21 protein-coding genes are annotated in these 19,784 nt (G+C 72.4%); 17 read left to right on the forward strand and 4 right to left on the reverse strand.

The features are described 5' to 3' along the window. Positions 1-142 precede the first annotated feature (142 nt). From FHR82_RS09965 to FHR82_RS09990, 6 genes are all read left to right on the forward strand, one after another. The gene (locus FHR82_RS09965; protein WP_184809984.1) at positions 143-2,431 is read left to right on the forward strand and encodes a glycogen debranching protein; all 2,289 of its coding nucleotides are present in this window, start codon (positions 143-145) and stop codon (positions 2,429-2,431) included. A gap of 245 nt (positions 2,432-2,676) precedes the next feature. Further along, positions 2,677-3,525, forward strand: coding sequence for an SDR family NAD(P)-dependent oxidoreductase (locus tag FHR82_RS09970; protein ID WP_184809985.1), 849 nt, complete (start codon positions 2,677-2,679; stop codon positions 3,523-3,525). Continuing rightward, the gene (locus FHR82_RS09975) at positions 3,522-4,046 is read left to right on the forward strand and encodes a carboxymuconolactone decarboxylase family protein (protein ID WP_184809986.1); all 525 of its coding nucleotides are present in this window, start codon (positions 3,522-3,524) and stop codon (positions 4,044-4,046) included. The genes FHR82_RS09970 and FHR82_RS09975 overlap by 4 nt, the downstream gene beginning before the upstream one ends. Then, entirely contained in the window at positions 4,043-4,672 is a 630-nt protein-coding gene (locus FHR82_RS09980) for a TetR/AcrR family transcriptional regulator (RefSeq protein WP_184809987.1), read from the forward strand. Before FHR82_RS09975 ends, FHR82_RS09980 begins: the two co-directional genes overlap by 4 nt. A 90-nt stretch (positions 4,673-4,762) precedes the next feature. Next, on the forward strand, positions 4,763-5,230 hold the full coding sequence (locus tag FHR82_RS09985; RefSeq protein WP_184809988.1) for an ATP-binding protein: 468 nt from the start codon (positions 4,763-4,765) through the stop codon (positions 5,228-5,230). Continuing rightward, positions 5,212-5,613, forward strand: a complete 402-nt coding sequence (locus tag FHR82_RS09990; protein WP_184809989.1) for an STAS domain-containing protein — start codon at positions 5,212-5,214, stop codon at positions 5,611-5,613. The genes FHR82_RS09985 and FHR82_RS09990 overlap by 19 nt, the downstream gene beginning before the upstream one ends. 34 nt (positions 5,614-5,647) lie before the next feature. Here FHR82_RS09990 and FHR82_RS09995 read toward each other — a convergent pair whose 3' ends face one another. Continuing rightward, positions 5,648-6,508, reverse strand: a complete 861-nt coding sequence (locus FHR82_RS09995; protein WP_184809990.1) for a M23 family metallopeptidase — start codon at positions 6,506-6,508, stop codon at positions 5,648-5,650. A gap of 302 nt (positions 6,509-6,810) precedes the next feature. Here FHR82_RS09995 and FHR82_RS10000 point away from each other — a divergent pair, with 302 nt between their 5' ends. The 6 genes from FHR82_RS10000 (at position 6,811) to FHR82_RS10025 (ending at position 13,351) form a co-directional block, all read left to right on the forward strand. Then, on the forward strand, positions 6,811-8,934 hold the full coding sequence (locus tag FHR82_RS10000; protein ID WP_184809991.1) for a sensor histidine kinase: 2,124 nt from the start codon (positions 6,811-6,813) through the stop codon (positions 8,932-8,934). Continuing rightward, positions 8,931-9,356 (forward strand): roadblock/LC7 domain-containing protein, encoded by a 426-nt coding sequence (locus tag FHR82_RS10005; RefSeq protein ID WP_184809992.1) that lies wholly within the window; start codon positions 8,931-8,933, stop codon positions 9,354-9,356. Before FHR82_RS10000 ends, FHR82_RS10005 begins: the two co-directional genes overlap by 4 nt. Before the next feature lie 58 nt (positions 9,357-9,414). Further along, positions 9,415-10,569, forward strand: coding sequence for an ABC transporter substrate-binding protein (locus FHR82_RS10010; RefSeq protein ID WP_184809993.1), 1,155 nt, complete (start codon positions 9,415-9,417; stop codon positions 10,567-10,569). Positions 10,570-10,719: 150 nt separating this feature from the next. After that, positions 10,720-11,139, forward strand: coding sequence for a YciI family protein (locus FHR82_RS10015; protein ID WP_184809994.1), 420 nt, complete (start codon positions 10,720-10,722; stop codon positions 11,137-11,139). A 15-nt stretch (positions 11,140-11,154) separates the two neighbouring features. Next, entirely contained in the window at positions 11,155-12,426 is a 1,272-nt protein-coding gene (locus FHR82_RS10020; RefSeq protein WP_184809995.1) for an RNA polymerase sigma factor, read from the forward strand. Positions 12,427-12,829: 403 nt separating this feature from the next. After that, the gene (locus tag FHR82_RS10025; RefSeq protein WP_184809996.1) at positions 12,830-13,351 is read left to right on the forward strand and encodes a DUF6924 domain-containing protein; all 522 of its coding nucleotides are present in this window, start codon (positions 12,830-12,832) and stop codon (positions 13,349-13,351) included. A 74-nt stretch (positions 13,352-13,425) separates the two neighbouring features. Here the strand turns inward: FHR82_RS10025 and FHR82_RS45185 are convergent, their stop codons facing one another. After that, positions 13,426-13,701 carry a DUF2087 domain-containing protein gene (locus tag FHR82_RS45185; protein WP_221463591.1) on the reverse strand — a complete coding sequence of 92 codons (276 nt, stop codon included), beginning with the start codon at positions 13,699-13,701 and terminating at the stop codon, positions 13,426-13,428. A gap of 156 nt (positions 13,702-13,857) precedes the next feature. Between FHR82_RS45185 and FHR82_RS10035 the strand changes: the two genes are divergently transcribed. The 4 genes from FHR82_RS10035 to FHR82_RS10050 are packed head-to-tail and all read left to right on the forward strand — an operon-like array spanning position 13,858 to position 17,529. After that, positions 13,858-14,469, forward strand: a complete 612-nt coding sequence (locus FHR82_RS10035; RefSeq protein ID WP_184809998.1) for a M15 family metallopeptidase — start codon at positions 13,858-13,860, stop codon at positions 14,467-14,469. Beyond that, positions 14,466-15,581, forward strand: coding sequence for an alanine racemase (alr, locus tag FHR82_RS10040; protein ID WP_184809999.1), 1,116 nt, complete (start codon positions 14,466-14,468; stop codon positions 15,579-15,581). The genes FHR82_RS10035 and alr overlap by 4 nt, the downstream gene beginning before the upstream one ends. Next, a complete protein-coding gene (locus FHR82_RS10045; protein WP_184810000.1) occupies positions 15,578-16,534 on the forward strand; it encodes a D-alanine--D-alanine ligase family protein in 957 nt (318 codons plus the stop codon). Before alr ends, FHR82_RS10045 begins: the two co-directional genes overlap by 4 nt. Beyond that, on the forward strand, positions 16,531-17,529 hold the full coding sequence (locus FHR82_RS10050) for an acyltransferase family protein (protein ID WP_184810001.1): 999 nt from the start codon (positions 16,531-16,533) through the stop codon (positions 17,527-17,529). Before FHR82_RS10045 ends, FHR82_RS10050 begins: the two co-directional genes overlap by 4 nt. Here the strand turns inward: FHR82_RS10050 and FHR82_RS10055 are convergent. Beyond that, the gene (locus FHR82_RS10055; protein WP_311770993.1) at positions 17,521-18,393 is read right to left on the reverse strand and encodes a S1 family peptidase; all 873 of its coding nucleotides are present in this window, start codon (positions 18,391-18,393) and stop codon (positions 17,521-17,523) included. The two genes, FHR82_RS10050 and FHR82_RS10055, sit on opposite strands and share 9 nt — an antisense overlap. Positions 18,394-18,545: 152 nt before the next feature. On the opposite strand from FHR82_RS10055, the gene FHR82_RS10060 reads away from it, so the two are divergent. Beyond that, on the forward strand, positions 18,546-18,794 hold the full coding sequence (locus FHR82_RS10060; RefSeq protein ID WP_184810002.1) for a hypothetical protein: 249 nt from the start codon (positions 18,546-18,548) through the stop codon (positions 18,792-18,794). Positions 18,795-18,830: 36 nt separating this feature from the next. On the opposite strand, the gene FHR82_RS10065 is transcribed toward FHR82_RS10060, so the two are convergent. Further along, positions 18,831-19,736, reverse strand: a complete 906-nt coding sequence (locus tag FHR82_RS10065; protein ID WP_184810003.1) for a LysR family transcriptional regulator — start codon at positions 19,734-19,736, stop codon at positions 18,831-18,833. Between the last annotated feature and the right edge of the window lie 48 nt (positions 19,737-19,784).

Raw genomic sequence — 19,784 nt, forward strand, 5'->3', positions numbered from 1 at the left:
TGTGCACGAGTGGTGTCCCTTCCCCGACTTCGTTGGAAGAGTCGCACGAAAATTTCCACCAAGAAGCGCCCGAATGGAGCAGTTCACCGCGGGTTTCATGCGTTGGAATCGTTGGGAGCACTGAAAGAGAGGTCGGGGGACCATGCCCGTAGCCCGGATAGCCGCGTGCGTCGCGGCACTTGTCCTTGCGTTCGTCGTACCGGCGACCGCCCCGGCCCCGGCGGCCACCGCCGCTCCGGCCGGCATCGACCAGCGCACGCTCGGTGGCCGCTACACCGGGTCGAACGTGACGTTCCGCGTGTACTCGGCGGCCGCCACCCGGATGCGGGTCGACGTGTTCGCCGCCGCCACCGGCGCACCGGCGGTGACCTACCCGCTGACGGCGGACGCCGACCACGTCTGGTCGGTGACGGTGAGCGTGGCCGCGCTGCAGGCGGTCGGCGTGACCGGCACCGTGTACTACGGGTACCGCGCGTGGGGCCCGAACTGGCCGTACACCGCGTCGTGGACGCCAGGGTCGCCTGCCGGGTTCGTGTCCGATGTGGACGCCTCGGGCAACCGGTTCAACCCCAACAAGCTCCTCCTCGACCCGTACGCGCGCGAGATCAGCCACGACCCGCTCACCCCGGCGAACCCGGACGGCGCCCGCTACGGCACCGGCCCGGCCAACCGCACCACCGACACCGGGCCCACCGCGCCGAAGGGCATCGTGCTGGCCATGGACAGCACCGGCACCGGCACGAAACCGGTCCGCGCGCTCAAGGACGACGTGGTGTACGAGGTGAACGTGCGCGGCCTGACCCGCAACGACCCTTCGGTGCCGGCGGCGTACCGCGGCACCTACCGGGGCGCGGGCATGAAGGCGCAGCAGCTGCGCACGCTGGGCGTGACGGCGGTCGAGTTCCTCCCGTTGCAGGAGACGCAGAACGACACGAACGACGTCGACCCGACCGGCACGGCGGGCGACAACTACTGGGGCTACATGACGGTGAACTACTTCGCGCCGGACCGCCGGTACGCGGCCGACCGCTCCCCCGGCGGCCCGACGAAGGAGTTCAAGGCCATGGTCGCGGCGTTCCACGCGGCCGGTGTCAAGGTGCTCGTGGACGTGGTCTACAACCACACCGCGGAGGGCGGCCCGTGGAGCGACACGGACACGAGCACCTATTCGGTGTACTCGTGGCGGGGCCTGGACAACCCGACGTACTACTCGCTGACCGCGGACCGGCAGCGCCCGTGGGACAACACGGGTGTGGGCGGCAACTACAACACGGCGAACCCGGCGGCCCAGGACCTGATCGTCGACTCGGTGGCGTACTGGAAGAACACGCTTGGCGTGGACGGCTTCCGGTTCGACCTCGCGTCGGTGCTGGGCAACACGTGCCAGCACGGCTGCTTCTCCTACCACAAGACGAGTTCGTCCACCGCACTGAACCGGTTGACGACGGAGATGCCGCCCCGCCCGGCGGCCGGTGGGTCCGGAGTGGACTGGATAGCCGAACCGTGGGCGATCGGCGACGGCACGTACCAGGTGGGCAACTTCCCGGCGGGCTGGGCGGAGTGGAACGGCAGCTACCGGGACTCGCTACGCCGGGACCAGAACAAGATGGGCGTCTCGCCGATCACGCCAGGGGAACTGGCGACCAGGTTCGCAGGCTCGTCCGACCTGTACGACGACGACGGCCGCAAGCCCTACCACTCGGTGAACTTCATGGTCGCCCACGACGGTTTCACGCTGGCGGACCTGTACGCGTGCAACGGGAAGAACAACAACCAGCCGTGGCCGTACGGCCCGTCGGACGGCGGCAGCGACAACAACGACTCGTGGGACCAGGGCGGCTCGGCGGCGGCACAACGCAAGGCGGCACGCAACGGCCTGGCGTTCCTGGCCCTGTCGGCAGGCACCCCGATGCTCACGGGCGGCGACGAGTACCTGCGCCGGCTCAACTGCAACAACAACCCGTACAACCTGGACTCGTCCGCGAACTGGCTGGACTGGTCGCCGACCGCGGAGCAGACGACGTTCCACATGTTCACGCAACGCATGCTCGCGTTCCGGGCAGCACACCCAGCCCTGCGCCCGGCCACGTTCTACACGTCCAGCCAGCTCCAGTGGCTGACCCCGGCGGGCACCACCCCGGACGCGGCGTACTGGAACAACGCGGCCAACCACGCACTGGCGTGGAAGCTCAACGGTGCCGCCCTCGGCGACCCGGCAGCGGCACTCTACGTCGCGTACAACGGCTGGTCAGGCGATGTCACGTTCACGCTGCCCGCACCACCGGCCGGCACCACGTGGCACCGCGTCACGGACACGTCGACGTGGGCGGAAGGCCCGGACCAGGTGCGGCTGCCGGGCACGGAGGAACCACTGGACGGCACGCCGTACCTGCTGAGAGAGCGCGCGGTACTGGTGCTGACAGCGAAATGACCGAGACCGCGACGAGTGTCGAGCGTCGAGCCGAACCCGGTGCGCCGTGAAGCCGCGCGAACCGCGAACGCCCGGGGGCGTAAGCCCCACACCACACCCGAGGCTGCCTGCCATCCCAGAGACCCTGCCCCTCCGGCGAGGAGCCGCCGGAGGCAAACACCAGCAAGCAACCGGAGGCAAACACCAGCGAGGGCCACGACCACTATTTGCGAACACCAGTGTTCACAGATGCTACGGTGAGCGCCATGAGGCGCAGGACGACACTGGCCGGCCGCCGAGTACTGGTGACAGGCGCAGCACGGGGCATCGGCGCGGCGCTGGCCCGCCGCCTGCACGAGAAGGGCGCCCAGGTAGCCCTTCTGGGACTGGAACCCGCGGCACTGGCCGCGGTGGCACACGACTGCGCCGCCCCCTGGCAGGAGTGCGACGTGCGGAACCGCACCGCGGTCACCGAAGCCGTGGACGGCCTGGCGGAGAAGCTGGGCGGCCTCGACATCGTGGTGGCCAACGCGGGCATAGCCAAGCAGTGGTCCGTACTGCACGGCGACCCAGCGGTCCTGGAGACCACCCTCCAGGTCAACACGCTCGGTGTGTGCCACACCATCCAGGCGGCGGCCCGTCACGTGGCCCATCCCAACGGCTACATCCTCACCGTCTCCTCACTGGCGGCAGCCGTGCACCTCCCCCTCCTCGGCGCCTACAGCGCATCGAAAGCAGCCGTGGAAGCGCTGGGCGACACCACCAGGCTCGAACTCGGCCCGACCGGCGCCAAGGCAGGCGTCGCCTACTTCGCCGAGCTGGCGACCGACATGACGACACGGGGCTTCGACACGAAAGCCGCGGCGGCGTTCTTCGGCACCCGCGGCACCCTCAGCCGGGTCACCCCGCTCGACGTGGCGATCGACGCGCTCGAACGTGGCATCCGCCGGCGAGCCGCGCGGATCTGCTCCCCGCGGTGGGCCGCACCGGTGCTGCTGGCCCGCATGCCGGTCCAACGCGCCATCGCGCTGCGCGCGCGAGGACCCCGCATGCGGGAAGCACTGGCGATCGCGGTGAAGGAAGACGTTCCGTTCACCACCGAGCAGCCGGAATGAGGATCGCGCCCGGTAGCCGGCGCCAGCTGGGCTGGTTCGGCTGGGTCTTCACACGGCTGGCAGGACGGAAGACCCGCACCGCACCCCCCGCGCTGTTCACCGTCCTCGGCAGGCACCGCAGGCTGTTCCGCCGGTGGCTGGTGTTCGCGTCGGCGCTCATGCCGGGCGGCCGACTCCCCCGCAGGGACACCGAGTTGGTCATCCTGCGCGTGGCGACACTGAGAGAAAGCGCGTACGAGCTGCGGCAGCACCTCCGGATCGGCCGCGCCGCCGGCCTGACCGCCGACGAGATCGACCGGGTGCAGGACCTCGGCGGCCGGTGGCAGGGCCGCGACCGGGTGCTGCTCGCGGCCGTCGACCAGCTGGTCCGCGACCGCGACCTGGACGACGCGGGCTGGCAGGCACTGCGCGCCGAACTGTCCGAAGTGGAGTGCCTGGAGTTCTGCCTGCTCGTCACCCACTACGACCTGCTCGCCACGGTGCTCGGCACGCTGCGCATCCCACCGGACGAGCCGCGGTGAGCCACACACCACTGCCGCGCGGCCGCCACGGGCTGAGTCGCGACGAGGTCCGCGACTCCCAGCGTGCCCGGCTGCTGCTCGGGATGGCGGAGTCGGTCGCGGCGAACGGCTACCCGCGCACCACGGTCGCACACGTCCTGAAGCGGGCGCGGGTCTCCCGCGAGTCCTTCTACCAGCACTTCTCCGACAAGGAGGACTGCTTCCTCGCCGTGCTCGACGAGTCCGCCGAGCTGCTGGCCCGCACGCTCGCCACGGGCGCCGCCACCTCGGCCGAACCAGCGCTGCCCCGGCTGGAACACGTGCTCACCACCTACTTCACGACATTGTCCGAGCAGGTGCCGTTCGCGCGGGTGTTCTTCGTCGAGTCGTACGCGGCGGGGATTCCGGCACAGCGCAAGCGGGTCGAGGTGCAGGAGCGGTTCGTCGACCTGATGGTCGCCGCGTTCGCGGACTCGCCGGAGTGGCGCGCGCTGCCCGACGCGCGGTTCGCGTGCCGCATCGTGGTCGGCGGGATCAGCTCGCTGGTGTCCTCGGCGTTGATCAAGGGTGAGCCGGAGCGGCTGCGGGAGGCCGCGCCGCGCGTCGCCGACCTGCTCCGGCACCTCGTCGCGCCCCGCCCGGATTAGGCCACATCGGGTTTAGGACAGGCGGCCACCGGGGTAAATACCGAGCATGCACGACCGTCTCGAGTAGTCCAGCGGTGAAGGAGCGTGGCCATGTCGATGCAACCGCGGGACGTCGGAGACAGTGATCCCCACCAACCCGGGCTCACGTGTGACCTGGCGGCCACGCCGATCCGCCGTATCCGGCAACTCGTCCGCGAGCTGCTCGACGACCACCTCGGCGTCCTGCGCGACGACGCGGTCCTCGTGGCGGACGAACTGGTCAGCAACGCCATCCAGCACGGTCAGGGCCCGAGGAGCTGCCGGCTGACGTTGATCGACAACGGGCGGGGGCTGCTCGCCGAGGTCACCGACGCGGGACCGGGCACACCGCACATGCGCACTCCGGACAACAACGGCGGCCGCGGGCTCGTGCTGGTGAACCGACTGGCGAACAGCTGGGGCGTGCGCTGGTGCCAGGGGCGCAAGACGGTATGGGCCGAGCTGGTCAGCGACGCCACAAAGCACAACGGGCGCGCGCCGCACCTCGCCATCGCGCCGGAATGGACCGGCCAGGAGTGATCCGCCCCGCGAACGACCGGCCGCGAGCCTCGAGACTGAGCGTCGACACCCGTGAGGTCGACGGCGCGGTGGTCGTCGAGGTCACGGGTGAGGTGGACCTCGACACGGCTCCTCGGCTGCGGGAGGCGATCGCCGTCGCACTGGCCGAGACCGCGGGCGGCCGCTGCGTCCTCGACCTGACCACCGTCGGCCACTTGGACTCCGCGGGTCTCACCGCGCTCGTCGACGCCACGCGCGAGGCAGCGGCGCAGCAGGCACGGCTGCGCATCGTCGTGGACGCCAACCGGCCCGTCATCCGGCCCATCGAGATCACCGGGCTGAACCAGGTGCTGCACCTGTACGAGTCGGTCGACGAGGCGCTGGACGAGTCCGCGACGAGCTGACCACCCCGGCCACGACCAGCGCCCGGCCCACCGGTCAACCGCAGTGCTCGTAGGGACTCGTGTAGGTCTTCGAGCCGACGGAGCCGCCCCACCGGACGCACTTCGCGGCCGCCACGCGGGACACCGGGCCCGCGTAGTAGCCGAAGTTGCCGGAGTCGGTGGCCTTCGCGGCGCCCTTGACCCGCAGGTGTGCCGAGACCGGGGACGGCTTGCCGAGCGACGTCGACTTCAGCGTCACCACGCAGTTGCGCTTGTTGCCCGCGTTGTACAGCAGGTACACCTTCCCGGCGGTGCCCAGCGCGTGGGAGTCGATCACCGAGTAGCCGGAGCCGCAGACTTCCCTGGCCGTGTACGGGTTCCCGCCGCCGCCACCGCAGTTGTTCCTGCTCGTGAAGCTCGTGTGGCCGGGGTAGGGCACGGCGCGGCCGTTCAGCACGACCCTGCGCGCCACCCCGTTCAGGATCTGCTCGTAGTGCAGGTGCGGTCCGCTGACACCGCCGGTCGCGCCCGCCTTGCCGATCTGCTTGCCCCGCGCCACTTTCTGCCCGACCGAGACCTGCTGGCGCGACAGGTGGGCGTACCGCGTGCGGTAGCCACCGCCGTGGTTGATCTCGATCCAGCGCCCGTAGCTGTCCGCGCCCTCGTTGTCCACCCTGGACACGGTGCCCGCCGCGGACGCGAGCACGGGCATCCCGGTGATGCCGGACTTCTGGAAGTCGACGGAGTTGGGCGGGTTGTGCCCGCTGAACGTCGCGGCGGTCACCGTGGTGCCGCAGGTGAACGGCACCTGAAAGTTCGGTGCCGCGGCGGCGGCCGGCGCCGCGACCACCACCAGCGCCGCGGCGGGCACGGCCGCCGTGAACAGCCGGACAGCCGTCCGCACTCGCTGTCGCATGTGGATCCTCCCTGCAGGGTCGGGGGTTCGGGCACACTGTGACAACAGGCGGTCACCATGTCACGGGAATGACCCACTCCGCGGGAAGATCACGCCACCCCGAGTAGCGGCTTCCTCCATTCGGCCCACGCGTGAGCACGACCACGTGGCCAACTGTCCACTCGGCACTCGTTCGACAGAATGATCACGTATTCACCCGATAGTGTTGCGTGCTACATCAATGACGGGTAGAAATTTCCCCACCCCACCAAACCCTGCCGATGTCGTCGTATCCGCACTCGTCGCCCCCGAGGGGAGCACCGTTGAGCCTCGCGCGGAAGTTGGCGCTCCTGGTCGCGGTGCCGCTGATCGCCGTCGTGGGCTTCGCCGCGCTGGCGCTGTCGACCAGCGTCGGGCAGGCCGTGGACAGCGGCAGGCTCGCCGACGAGGTGTCGCTCGGGCGGACCGCGGGAGCGCTGACGCGGGACCTCCACCGGGAGCGGCTCGCGTCGCTCGCGATGCTGCAGAACCCGCCGACCGACGACCAGCGGGCCGAGTTCCGCCGGCTGGCAGGCGAAACCGACGCGCACGCCGCCGAGTACCGCACGCGGCGCGCCGCGCTGTCGGTCGTGCCGGACCACTTCGCCGACGTGCTCGGGCGGATCGACACCGCCCTCGCCGACCTGCCGGGACTCCGGGAGCAGGTGCTGTCCGGCGAGCACGCCAACCTGTCCGCCATCACCTTCCGGTACCGGATCACCGCGGCCGACCTCGCGACGCTGCGCGAACGGGTGTCGGCCGGCGCGCCCGCCGAGCTGACCGGTGACCTGCGTGCCGCGGCGCAGCTGTCGCGCATCACCGAGTACATCGGCCTCCAGGAGATCGCGGTGCTGCGCGCCGCCGCCGACCCCTACCTGTCCCCCGCCATGAACGACGAGGTGCGGGCCGCGCGCGCTGGTGTCGTCGACGCCGCCTACGCGTTCAGCCAGGGCGCGCCCGCCGCGTGGCGCGACTGGTACGACCGGGCGCGGGTCGGTGAGGACGCCACGGCGGTCCAGGTGCTGGACGACGGCGTCGCCCGCACCCAGCCCGGCCAGAAGGTCGTGCTCGACGCCGCGGCGTGGACCGCCGCCATGAACGCGCACCTCGACCGGCTCGGCGCGGTCGAACAGCGGGTGGACGACGCGGTGGTCGCCTCGGTCGAGGCCCACCGGGACGGCCAGGTCCTGCGCACCCTGATCCAGGCGGCCATCGTCGTCGCCACGCTCGCCGCGGCGGTCGCCCTCGCGATCTGGCTCGGCACCCCCATGATCCGCGGTCTGCGCGGGCTGCGGAGCGCGGCGCACACCGCGGCCTACGAGAGCCTGCCCATCGCCGTCTTCGCGCTGCGCGGGCGGAACGCGCTCGGGAACGCGACCCCCAAGGAGTACGCGGACGCGCACGGCGACGCGGTCGCGGTCCGCGGCACGGACGAGATCGCCCAGGTCGGCAAGGCGTTCAACGAGCTGAACCACTCGGCGATCCACCTCGCCGCGCAGCAGGCGGCGCTGCGCGACCAGATGGACTCGATGTTCGTCGCGCTGGCCAGGCGCGCGGAGCGGCTGACGTCCGCGCTGATCGCGCAGGTCGACCTGACCGAACGCGGTGAGCAGGACCCGGACCGGCTCGCGGCGCTGTTCACGCTGGACCACCTCGCGACGCGGATGCGCCGCACCAACAACAGCCTGTTGATCCTCGGCGGCGAAGGCTCGGCGCGGGTGCGCAAGGAGCCGATGACCTGCCACGACCTGCTCGGCGCCGCGGTCTCGCAGATCGCCCGGTACCAGCAGGTCGACCTGCACAGCGAGGTGGACCAGCAGAACCTCGACCGGGTGGTCGCCTCGGAGATGACCGACCACCTCGCGCACCTGTTCGCCGAGCTGATCGACAACGCCACCGCGTTCTCGTCGCCGAACTCACGGGTGACGGTCGTCGCGGCACCGGCGGGCGACGGCGTGGTCGTCACCGTGACGGACAAGGGCCTCGGCTTCGCCCCCGACGCGCTCGCCGCGGCGCGGGCCAGTCTGGCGGACCCGGACCAGAATCCCGGGGCGGTGCGCGCGATGGGCCTGGCGGTCGTCGGCCGCATCGCCTCCTGGTACGGCATCGACATCGAGATCCGTTCGGAACCGAAGCAGGGCACCGTGGTCAAGGTCGGTCTGCCGCCGAGGGTGTTCACCCGCCGCGCGGACTTCGACTGGTTCCACGGCCAGGCCAAGGCGACCGCACCGAGCACGATCGCCACCACGCCCGCCAAGCCGGAGCAGGCACCGGCCGCCGGTGCGGACCAACGGGACTCGGCGAAGATCTCCGGGGTCATGACCGCGTTCGCCAGGGGCATCGGCGCCCACCGCAGTGCGAACGGCAAACCGGACCGGCCGGCCCCAGATCTCGTGGAGAAGAGTTGACCAGGGAACTGTCCAACATCGACTGGCTGCTGAACGACTTCGCCGACCGGGTCACCGGTGTGACCCACGCGGTCGGCGTGTCGGCCGACGGCCTGCTTGTCGCGGCGACCCGCTCGCTGGCGGGTGGCGGCGCGGAACAACTCGCGGCGATCGCGTCCGGCCTGGTGAGCCTGCTGTCCGGGGCGTCACGCATCCTGTCGGCACAACCGGTGGCGAGCAACCTCACGGAGATGAACGGCGCGTTCATGTTCTCCATGGCCGTCAGCGACGGCGCGTCGCTGCTGGTGGTCGCGGACCACACGTGCGACATCGGCCAGGTGTCCTACGAGATGGCCGAGCTGATCAACAAGGTGGGCCCGGCGCTGACCCCCGCCGCCCGCAGCCGCAACGTCGCGCGTGCTGCGGAGGGGACGCCGTCGTGAGCGCGCCTGCGCACGAACCACGGGCACAGTGGCCGGCCGGCGCCGGCGAGGAGCGGCCATGAAGCGGGCCGTCGCCGCGTGCGCCGCGGTGGCGCTGCTGGCGACCGGGTGCACGGCCGAGGATGGGCCGCCGCCCATCCGCATCGGACTGCTCACCGCGCTGACCGGCACCCAGCAGGCACCGGGATCCGATATCCGCCAGGGGTTCCTGCTCTACCTGGAGACACACGGCAACACGCTCGGCGGCCGCGAGGTCGAACTGTTCACCGAGGACGAGGGCGAGAACGCGACGACGTCCGCACCGGCGGCCGAGCGGCTGGTCCAGCGCAGCGAGGTCGACGTGCTGGCCGGCACCATCTCCAGCGGCGCGTCCGGGGGCGTCGCCGAGGTCGCGACCCGCGAACGGATCCCGTTCGTCGGCGCCAACGGCCGTCCCAAGATCGACGACACGACCTGGGTGTGGCACACCAGCTTCCTCACCGAGGACTTCGGCGCGTCGCTGGGCCGGTACATGGCGGAGGAGATCGACGGCCCGGTGTACGTGATGGGCCAGGACTTCGTCGGTGCGTACGAAGGTATGCGCGGGTTCCTCCGCGCCTTCCGCGAGTCGGGCGGGGTGCTGGCCAACCCCGGTGGCGAACCCACGCTCACCCCGATGTCGACCGCTGACTACCGGCCGGTCCTGGACGGCATCGCGGCCACCGGTGCGAAGGCCGTGTACGGGTGGTACGTCGCCAAGCAGGGCGTCGACTTCCTCAAGCAGTACCCCACGTCCGGCGCGGCGGCGCTCCCGCTGTACGGCAGCGGCGCCACGGAGGGCACCAAGGCCCTGCCCGCGATCGGCGACGCCGCGATCGGCGTGCGGTCGGCGTTCCACTACGCGCCGAACCTGGACAACCCGGCGAACCGCGCGTTCGTGTCGGCGTGGGACGCGAAGTACCCGGGCGTCGTGCCGTCCGGGCTGGCGGTGTCGGCCTACGACGCGGGCGCGGTGCTCGACCGCGCCATCGCCGCCGCGGGCCCCGACGGCGGCCCCGGGGAGATCAACAAGGCGATCGAGGAGCTCGGCAAGATCGACAGCCCCCGCGGCGAGTGGGAGTTCGGCCCGAAGACCCACACGCCGGTCCAGAAGTGGTACCTGCGGGAGGTCCGCCGGGACGGCCGGTCGCTGTCGAACGCGGTGATCCAGGATCTCGTGACGCTGGGCAGCTGAGTCGGCGGACAACATCCGTCGGAACAGCACGTCCGGGCACAGCCAAAAGATCTTCGGAAAGTTCTCACGGGTGTCGATCCCCCGCGTCCGCCGTTCGACCCAGGGGTGAGAGGGTCCGGACGGACCCGGACGCGGCAGGGAGAACGAACCATGAGGTACATGCTGATCTGGCGGGCGACCGACGAGGCCTTCGCACAGATGGGGAACGTCGACTTCGACGAGATGATCGCGACCGTCGGCAGGTACAACCAGGAGATGATCCGGGCGGGCGTGCTGATCGCCTCCGAGGGGCTGGACTCGGCCGAGGAGGGCGTGGTCGTCGACTACTCGTCCGAGCCGCCGGTGGTCACCGACGGTCCGTACGGCGAGACCAAGGAGCTGTTCGGCGGGTTCCTCATCCTGAACGTGGCCTCGAAGGAGGAGGCGGTCGAGTGGGCCAAGCGGTCACCGATCAGCGGCCCCGGGTTCAAGGCCGAGATCCGCCGCGTGACCCACATCGACGAGTTCCCGCAGGACAACGAGTGGATCCGCAAGGAGCGGGAGTGGCGCGAGGCCACCGGCCAGCTCTGAGCGAGGAGCACGACCATGGCCGACCCCACGGGCCGCAAGGCCGTCGCCGCCGTCTGGCGGATCGAGTCCGCGCGGATCGTCGGTGCGCTCGCGCGCTACACCGGTGACTTCGCGCTCGCCGAGGACCTGGCACAGGAAGCACTCGCGGAGGCACTCGTGAACTGGCCGCGCGACGGGGTGCCGCACAACCCGGCGGGGTGGCTGCTGACCGTCGGCAGGCGGCGCGCGATCGACGCGTTCCGCCGCCGGTCCGCCCTCGACGAGAGGTACGCCGCCTTCGCCCGCGACCTGGGTGAAGGCGGCACCTACTCGGGGAATGCGCAGGACAGCGGCGACGAGCCGTGGGATCCGGACCAGATCGACGACGACGTGCTCGCGCTGATGTTCGTCTCCTGCCACCCCGTGCTGTCGCGGGAGGCGCGGGTGGCGCTCACGCTGCGGGTGGTCGGCGGCCTCACGAGCGACGAGATCGCCAGGGCGTTCCTCGTCCCGACCGCCACCGTGCAGGCCCGCATCACCCGCGCGAAGAAGACGCTCGGCGCGGCCAGGGTGCCGTTCGCGGTGCCGACGGGCCAGGAGCGGACCGAGCGGCTGGGGTCGGTGCTCAGCGCGATCTACGTGATCTTCACGGAGGGCTCGTCGGCCAGCTCGGGTGACGACCTGATCCGGTTCGACCTCGCGGGCGAGGCACAGCGCCTCGCCCGCGTGCTCGCCCGGCTGGTGCCGGACGAACCGGAGGTCCACGGCCTGCTGGCGTTGCTCGAGCTGACCGCGGCGCGCTTCCCCGCCCGCACCGGTCCCGACGGGGAGCCGGTGCTGCTGGAACACCAGGACCGCGACCGCTGGGACCGGGCCGCGATCCGCCGCGGCCGCGCCGCCCTGGCCCGCGCGGAGAAGGCGGGCCGCGGTCTGGGCGCCTACGGGCTGCAGGCGGCGATCGCCGAGTGCCACGCCGTGGCGGCGTCCGTCGAGGACACGGTCTGGGAGCGGGTCGTGCTGCTCTACGAGGCGCTGGGCAGGCTGGCGCCGTCGCCGGTGGTCGATCTCAACCGCGCGGTGGCGGTCTCCATGGCCAAGGGCCCGGCGGCGGCGCTGACCATCGTGGACGAGCTGGCGGCGGCGGGTTCGCTCGCGAACTCGCACCTGCTGCCGACCGTCCGCGGCGAACTGCTCACCCGCATGGGCCGCGCCGCGCAGGCACGCGCCGAGTTCGAGGACGCCATCCGCTTGTGTGGCAACGAACGCGAGCGCACGGTGCTGGTGCGCAAGCTCGCCGGCTTGGACTGACGCGTCGCGTTCCGCGTGCGCCGCCGGTCCGTGCGCTGCCCACCGGTGCGGGAACGCGCCTACGCGCCACCACCGGGTTTGTCGAGCCAGGCCGTGGTCGCGCCGTCGGACCTCGCGGTGCCGGACACCGGAAACCCATGTCGCGCAGGTGTTCCTCGGCACCGCGGTCGGTGGTGCCGCCGAGGTAGTGGCTCACCAGCAGGCGGCCGGGTGCGAGGTCGACGCCGTACGGCTCGATCGCCGGGCCCCGTTCCGCGGCCCACTCCCGTGCCGGCTCCATCAGCAAACCGTTGGCGCAGCGGTGGCGGTCACGTTCGGCCTTCCGGTGCGGAGGTCGCGACGGAACAACCCGGCGAGCCACCCCGCGGTGAACCTTTCGTCCCGCTGTGGACGTGCACGGGACGTGAGGCCACACATCGATCCCGAGGTCGTCGGGGAAGCCGCGCTCATCGTGCGGACCGACTACTCCGACGACGCGACCTGGCAGGACGTCATCGCGATGCTCGACGCCGAGCACCCGCTCGGCTTCCGGCCGGACAACCACGTCGTCGACGACCCCGCCTGGGCGGGTGCGACCGCCGACGAGGTGCTGGCCACCGCCCCGGCCGAGAACGGCGTCGTGTTCCTCGCCGACGCGGTGACCATGCGGTCGCCGCACCCGCTGCTGGCCGTGAACACGGTGACCCGCGACCTGTGCGAGGACGACTACGAGTTCGACTACGAGATGAGCCACGGCCGCGAGTTCCGCGTCCTGCCCGCCGGGGTCGCGGACGTGGCCGTCAACCTGCTGATCGCGAACACCGACTTCCCGGACTTCGCCGCCACCGCGGCCGCCGACCCCGACGGCTGCTACCGCGGCGTGGCCGCCCACCCGAAGGGCCAGGTGGCACTGGCCGCACTGCGCGACTTCCTCCGCGGCGGGTAGGTGTCCCGGGTTCGTCTCCTGGTGGTCGTCCTCGTCCACACAGTGCGCACGGCCTGCCGCCGAGCGGGTGGGGCTCAGCCGAGCACGTCCACCCAGCCACCCGAGCGCCAGTAGACACCGTCCGCACGGCTGAGGAGCCCTTCGTCGACGAGGTGGCGGCGCACCGCGACGTGGTCGGTCTCGCCGCCCGCGCACCACGCGCGGAGCACGACGTCGACCTCCTTCTCCGGGAACCGGCGTCCCGGCTCGAACGACAGCGCGAGGTGCGCCAGCACAACCCGCCGCTTCGACTGACGTGCGGGCAGGCGCAGCAGCCGCCCGTCGGACACGAACCCACGCAAACCGTCCACCCGGGAACCTTGGCCGCGGGCGGGACCTGCTCGCAACCGAAAATCCGGTTCTCGGCCGATCGGCCATTCGCGGCGCGGCGGAATCGGCCGTTCGGCCAGTCGGCCGGTCCTTCCGGACGACTCGGCGGCGGGGGCCGCGTTCCTAGCATCGGCGGCATGACGATCTTGCTGTCCGATCCCGTCGTCCACGCGATCCGCGTGCGTGACAACGGCGACCCGCTGGTGGCCCTGCCCTTCGCGCCCGGCGTGCTCGTGCGGGCCGGCCTCGCCGACCGGTTGACCGGTGCGCGTGCGGCGCTGCCCGCAGGCCTGGACCTGCGGGTCATCGAGGGCCACCGGAGCCGCACCGACCAGCGCGCCATCATCGACGAGTACTCGGCGCGGCTCCGGGTGCTGCACCCGCTGGCGGACGAGGTCGAACTGACCCGGCTGTACAGCCGCTTCGTCGCGCCGGTCGCGGTCGCGCCGCACGTCGCGGGCGCGGCGGTCGACCTGACGCTGGTCGACGACGCGGGCGCCGAGCTGTGGATGGGGACGCCGGTCGACGCCACCCCGGAAGAGAGCGACGGCGCGTGCTTATTCGGCGCCGACGTGGATCCGGCCGCCCGTCGCAACAGGACGGTCCTCGCGCAGGTGCTCACCGGCGCCGGTCTCGTCAACTACCCCACCGAGTGGTGGCACTGGTCCTACGGCGACCGGTACTGGGCGCTCATGACGGGCGCCGACCACGCCGTGTACGGGCCCGTCGAGGACACGGTGCCGGCATGACCGCGGTCGCCACCCGGGTCCGCACACCGACGCTGGAGATCGACCTGTCGGCGGTCGCCGCCAACACACGCCGGTTCGTCCGGGCGACGGCGTCCTCGTCGGCCGAGGTGATGGCGGTGGTGAAGGCGGACGGGTTCGGGCACGGGCTCGCCGACGTGGCCAGGACCGCGGTCGACAGCGGCGCGACGTGGCTCGGCGTCACGTCGGTCGCCGAGGGTGTCGCGGTCCGCGAGTCCGGTGTGGACGTGCCGGTGCTGAGCTGGCTGAACCCGGTGGACGTGGACGTCGAGACGGCTGCGCGCCACCGGATCGACCTGGCGGTGCCGGGCGTGCGCCACCTGGCGGCGATCGCCGCGGCCGGTGCCGGGGCGCGGGTGCACCTGCAGCTGGACACGGGCATGGCCCGCGACGGCGCGGCCGAGGACGAGTGGCGGGCGCTGATGCGCGCGGCCCGGCGGGCGGAGGCCGCCGGGGACGTGACGGTCGTCGGCGTGATGGGGCACCTGGCGATGGCCGGGGAATCCGGGCACCCGGCCAACAAACAGGGACTGCTGGCACTGCTCAACGGGGTGGAGCTGGCCGAGCAGGCCGGGTTGCGCCCGGTGGTCCGGCACCTGGCCGCGACCGCCGCCACGCTGACCGACCCGGCCACGCACCTGGACGTGGTGCGGGTCGGCGCCGGGCTGGTGGGGATCGACCCGTCGGGCACCACCCGGCTGTGCACCGCGCTGCGGCTGACCGCGCCGGTGGTGCAGGTGCGGCGGGTGGCGGCCGGAGTGGGCGTCGGGTACGGGCACACGCACGTGACCGACCGCGCCACCACCCTCGCGCTGCTGCCCATCGGGTACGCCGACGGGCTCCCCCGCGTCGCGTCGGGCCGGGCGCACGTGCTGGTGGCGGGGCTGCGGCGGCCTGTGGTCGGGGTGATCTCGATGGACCAGACGGTGGTGGACCTGGGTGACCACGTGGTCGAGCCGGGAGCGGAGGCGGTGGTGTTCGGGCCGGGGGACGACGGCGAACCGACGGTCGCCGACTGGGCGAGGTGGGCGGGGACCATCCCGCACGAGATCGTGACCGGCATCGGTCACCGGGTGGAACGGAGTGTGCGGTGAGCGGGCGTACGAGGGTGGCCGTGGTGGGCGGCGGGCAGAACTGCGAGCACGACGTGTCCCTGGCCTCGGCGGCGTCGGTGCGGGCGGCGCTCGACCCAGCCGTCTACGAGCCGGTGGCGCTGACGATCGGCCGCGACGGGCGCTGGCTCGACGGCGACGAGCCGCTCGGGCTCTCCCCCGCGATGAGCCTCGCGGCCGCGCTCCAGGTCCTCGCCACGTGCGACGTGGTCCTGCCGCTGGTGCACGGGCCACGCGGCGAGGACGGGGCACTCGCCGCGCTGTGCGACCTCGCGGGCCTCCCGTACGTGGGGTCGCCGCTGCGGGCGGGTGCGCTCGCGATGGACAAGCACGCGACCAAGCTGGTGGCCGAGTCCGCCGGGGTGCGCACCGCACGGGGCAGGCTCGTCACCTCGGCCGCCGGGGTGGTGTTCGACGGGCCGGTGGTGGTGAAGCCGGTCGCCGCCGGGTCGAGTTTCGGGGTGGCGCTGGTGGAGCGCGAGGAGGACCTCGGGGACGCGCTGCTGGCGGCGCTCGAACTGGACGACCGGGTGCTGGTGGAGGAGGTCGTGGCAGGCCGGGAGATCGACGTGGCCGTGCTCGACGAGCCGGGCGGTGGGCACCGCACCGGGCCGCCGCTGGAGATCGTCGTCGGCGGCGGGCTGTTCGACACCACGACCAAGTACGACGGCAGCGCCACGTTCGTGATCCCGGCCCGCCTCACCGACACCGAGACCAAGGCGCTGACCGACGCGGCGCTGCGCGTGTACGAGGCACTCGGCTGCCGGGGCCTCGCGCGGGTCGACTTCTTCCTCACCGCGGACGGGCCGGTGCTCAACGAGGTCAACACGATGCCGGGGATGACGGCCGCGTCGCAGGTGCCGAAGATGTTCGCCGCCGACGGGCTCACCTATCCGGAGCTGCTGGACCTGCTCGTGCTGGCGGCGCGCCGGTGAGTGTCCCGAGTGGACGGATCGCGGGCCTGGACGTGGTGCGGGGCATCGCGATCCTGCTCGTGGTGTCGCGGCACGCGGTCCCCGACGTGTTCGGGGGCGCGGGTGTCGTGGGCGTGGTCATGTTCTTCACGCTCAGCGGGTACCTGATCACCGGGGTGCTGGCCACGGAGCTGACGAGGACCGGCCGCGTCGACTTCCGGCGGTTCTACCTGCGCCGGGCCCGGCGGCTGCTGCCTGCGCTGGTGGCGCTGGTCGTCGTGTTCGCGGGCGTGACGCTGGTGTTCGACCCGCTCGGCGACCGCGACCGGCTGCCCGCGACGGTCGCCGTGCTGCTGACGTTCACCGGCAACCTGCCGGTCGCCGACACGAGCGCGGCCGCGTTCCACTCGTGGACCCTCGCCACCGAGGAGCAGTTCTACCTGCTGTGGCCCGCGTTGCTGGCGTTCGCGTGGGTCCGCGGCCGGGTCGGTGCCGCGCTCGTGGCCACCTCGGTCGCCGCGCTGGCGGCGTGCGTCGCGGTGCTGGTGTGGCTGTGGCCCCACGCCGACAACGCCTACGTGCTGCCCACGTCGTGGTTCGTGTGCTTCGTGATCGGCGCGGCGACCCGGCTGCGCGGCGACGCGGCCCGCGTGCCGACCGCGCTGGTGCCGCTGATGCTCGCCGCGCTGGTGGCGCTGTCGGTCGTGCCGCTGCGCGGCCACGCGCTGACTTACCTGGTCGCGGGCCCGGCCGTCGCGTGCTTCACGGCGGTGCTGCTGCTGGCGTGGTCGCGGTGGCGGGAGCCGGGCAACGGGATCGCCCGCGCGCTGGCGGCGCTGGGTGTCGTGTCGTACGGGGCCTACCTGTGGAACTACCCGCTGACGCTGTGGCTGCGCCCGGACCTCGGCGCGGTCGCGGGCCCGCTCGCCGCGGGGCTGACGATCGTGGCCGCAGCCCTGTCCTGGCGGTTCGTCGAGGAGCCGGTCATGCGCAGGGCGCGTACGCGGTCACCGTGACGTGCCGCCGGTCTGCTCGTGGATCCAGTCGGCCACCACGTCGACCCGCGCGACGATCTCCAGCCCCGGCTGCGGGCACGGCGGCCCGGTGTTGACGACGGCCACCAGCGTGCCGGTGCGGTCGTCGTCGGAGACGAAGAACGGCGCGCCCGAGTCCTCGGGGCACGGGGTGTTCTCCACGGTCCGCTCCCCCACCGACGCGGTCTCCAGGGTGGTCGACCCGATGCTCGAGACCGTGAACCGCCCGCGTTTGAGGAAGGTCGACGGGCCGGGCACGGTCGCGGACAGCGAGCCCCAGCCCGCGAACCGCAGCGGTGCGCCGACCGGGGGCGGTGCCCCGGCGACGGTCAGCGGCTCGACGCCGGTGACGGGAGCGCTGAGCTTCACCACGGCGAAGTCGTTGACGGGTGACTGCCGGACGTCCACGACCCGCGCGACGTGACCGCCGGGGTCGGTGTCCTTCAGCTTCCCGATGGTCACCGTCATCGTGTACGGCGGCGGCCCGCCGATCCGCCTGTCGTCCAGGTCGTGGAAGCAGTGCCCGGCGGTGGCCACCCACAGGGGCGCGATCAGCGCACCGCTGCACGCGCCGCTGCGCACCCCGCCACCCGGCACGGGGATGTCCTGCGAAGTCAGCTTCGCGTTGAAGGGCAGCACCGGGCTGGGCGCCGGTGGCGGTGGGGTGGTCTTGGCCTGCGCGGTGGTGGGTGGGGCGGGCACACCGACGGTCGTGGCCGCCCTGCCCGGCACCGGCAGCCCCGCGGCACGCAGCTCACCAGCGCCGACGTAGGCGAACGTGACCCCGGCACCCACGACGACACCGACCGCCAGCGCCGCCAGCCGTCCTCCCGATCTGGTCCTCACACACTGGATCACGGATGCGAGAGCGAAACGGTTGCGGATCTGCACAGTTCGGTCACGGAAAAGTGTCACCCTCGATTGCGATATACGTACGTTGCGCGATGTTTCGCGGCTCCCGCCGAGGCACGCTGAGCCGGCATGCTCGGAGGTTGACAATGGATGACAGAACCCTCCACGCGCTGGCCTTGGTCGCGGCCGGTGACGTGGAGTTCCACACCGGTGCGTGGGGTGGTCCGGCAGGCTATCGCTGGCGTGGCGTGGCAGGCGGCGGACCGATCCCGTGGCACGGAGTACTCGAGCGACTGGAGGCGAAGCACCTGATAGCGGTGGAACCGCGGCTCGGCCCACTGGAGCGGCGGGTACACGTGACACCGGACGGCGTCGCGCTGCTGGCGGCGAGCTGACCCTCCCGGGCCCGGCGGAACCCCCGCCGGGCCCGCTCACGCGTCACGAGCGGCGGCGCGCAGCGCGTCGGCGAGGCGGGCGGCCGGTTCGGTCAGTGGGCTGGGCAGCCGGGCGAGCATCAGGCGGCGCTGTTCTTCCGGCCCGCCGTGGACCGGGAGGACACGCACCCCGGCCGGGACGACCGAGGTGAGCGAGGCGGGCACCGTGGTGATGCCGCAGCCCGCCGCCACGAGGTTCAGCTTGGCCAGCCAGTCGCGCGCGGTGTGCGCGACCTCGGGCCGTTCGTCCAGGCCGGGCCACACGCCCATCCCCAGGTTGTCGCCCGTGCCCGCGATCCAGCGCTGCCCGTGCAGGTCGGCGACGTCGACGACGTCCCCGCGCGCGAGCGGGTGCGTCGCGGGCACGGCCACGCACAGGCCGCGCTCGGTGAGGGTCAGCAGGTGCAGGGGCGGGGTCTCGGCGTCGGGTGGCCGGAACGGCGGCGCCGACGCCAGGAGCGCGAGGTCCAGCGTGCCCGCGCGCAGCGCGCGCACCAGCGCGGGGGTGCTGCCCTCGCGGGTGATCACCGTGATGGCCGGGTGCGTGCGGCGCAGCGCGGCCAGCGCCCTCGGCACCAGCCCGGCACCCGCGCTCGCGAACCAGCCGAGCCGCACCGTGCCGTGCCCGTCTGGCAGGCCGGCGAGCTCCCGCGCGGCCGCGTCGACCTGGTCGACCACGGCGGCGGCGCGGCGCACCACGACGTGGCCGGCCGGGGTCAGCCGCACGCCGTCGTGCCGCCGCTCCAGCAGCCGGGTGCCCGCCGCCCGTTCGAGCGCCGCGACCTGCCGCGAGACCGCGGACTGCGTGTACCCGAGCGCGGCCGCCGCCGCGGTCAGCGTGCCGCGCTCGGCCACCTCCCGGAACACCCGCAGCGCGGTCAGCGAGGCATCGGTGAAGGCCATGACATCCAGGAATACCAGGCGTGCGAATCTCGCGCTTCCCGCATGGCC

Source organism: Actinophytocola algeriensis (genome assembly GCF_014203735.1).
Taxonomy (GTDB): domain Bacteria; phylum Actinomycetota; class Actinomycetes; order Mycobacteriales; family Pseudonocardiaceae; genus Actinophytocola; species Actinophytocola algeriensis.

Coding starts and splice junctions, on each gene's coding strand:
- alr (WP_184809999.1), top strand. CDS start 14,466: ATGACCGCGGTCGCCACCCGGGTCCGCACACCGACGCTGGAGATCGAC.
- FHR82_RS10010 (WP_184809993.1), top strand. CDS start 9,415: ATGAAGCGGGCCGTCGCCGCGTGCGCCGCGGTGGCGCTGCTGGCGACC.
- FHR82_RS09975 (WP_184809986.1), top strand. CDS start 3,522: ATGAGGATCGCGCCCGGTAGCCGGCGCCAGCTGGGCTGGTTCGGCTGG.
- FHR82_RS10020 (WP_184809995.1), top strand. CDS start 11,155: ATGGCCGACCCCACGGGCCGCAAGGCCGTCGCCGCCGTCTGGCGGATC.
- FHR82_RS10060 (WP_184810002.1), top strand. CDS start 18,546: ATGGATGACAGAACCCTCCACGCGCTGGCCTTGGTCGCGGCCGGTGAC.
- FHR82_RS09995 (WP_184809990.1), bottom strand. CDS start 6,508: ATGCGACAGCGAGTGCGGACGGCTGTCCGGCTGTTCACGGCGGCCGTG.
- FHR82_RS09985 (WP_184809988.1), top strand. CDS start 4,763: ATGTCGATGCAACCGCGGGACGTCGGAGACAGTGATCCCCACCAACCC.
- FHR82_RS10065 (WP_184810003.1), bottom strand. CDS start 19,736: ATGGCCTTCACCGATGCCTCGCTGACCGCGCTGCGGGTGTTCCGGGAG.
- FHR82_RS09970 (WP_184809985.1), top strand. CDS start 2,677: ATGAGGCGCAGGACGACACTGGCCGGCCGCCGAGTACTGGTGACAGGC.
- FHR82_RS09990 (WP_184809989.1), top strand. CDS start 5,212: ATGGACCGGCCAGGAGTGATCCGCCCCGCGAACGACCGGCCGCGAGCC.
- FHR82_RS10035 (WP_184809998.1), top strand. CDS start 13,858: ATGACGATCTTGCTGTCCGATCCCGTCGTCCACGCGATCCGCGTGCGT.
- FHR82_RS10015 (WP_184809994.1), top strand. CDS start 10,720: ATGAGGTACATGCTGATCTGGCGGGCGACCGACGAGGCCTTCGCACAG.
- FHR82_RS09965 (WP_184809984.1), top strand. CDS start 143: ATGCCCGTAGCCCGGATAGCCGCGTGCGTCGCGGCACTTGTCCTTGCG.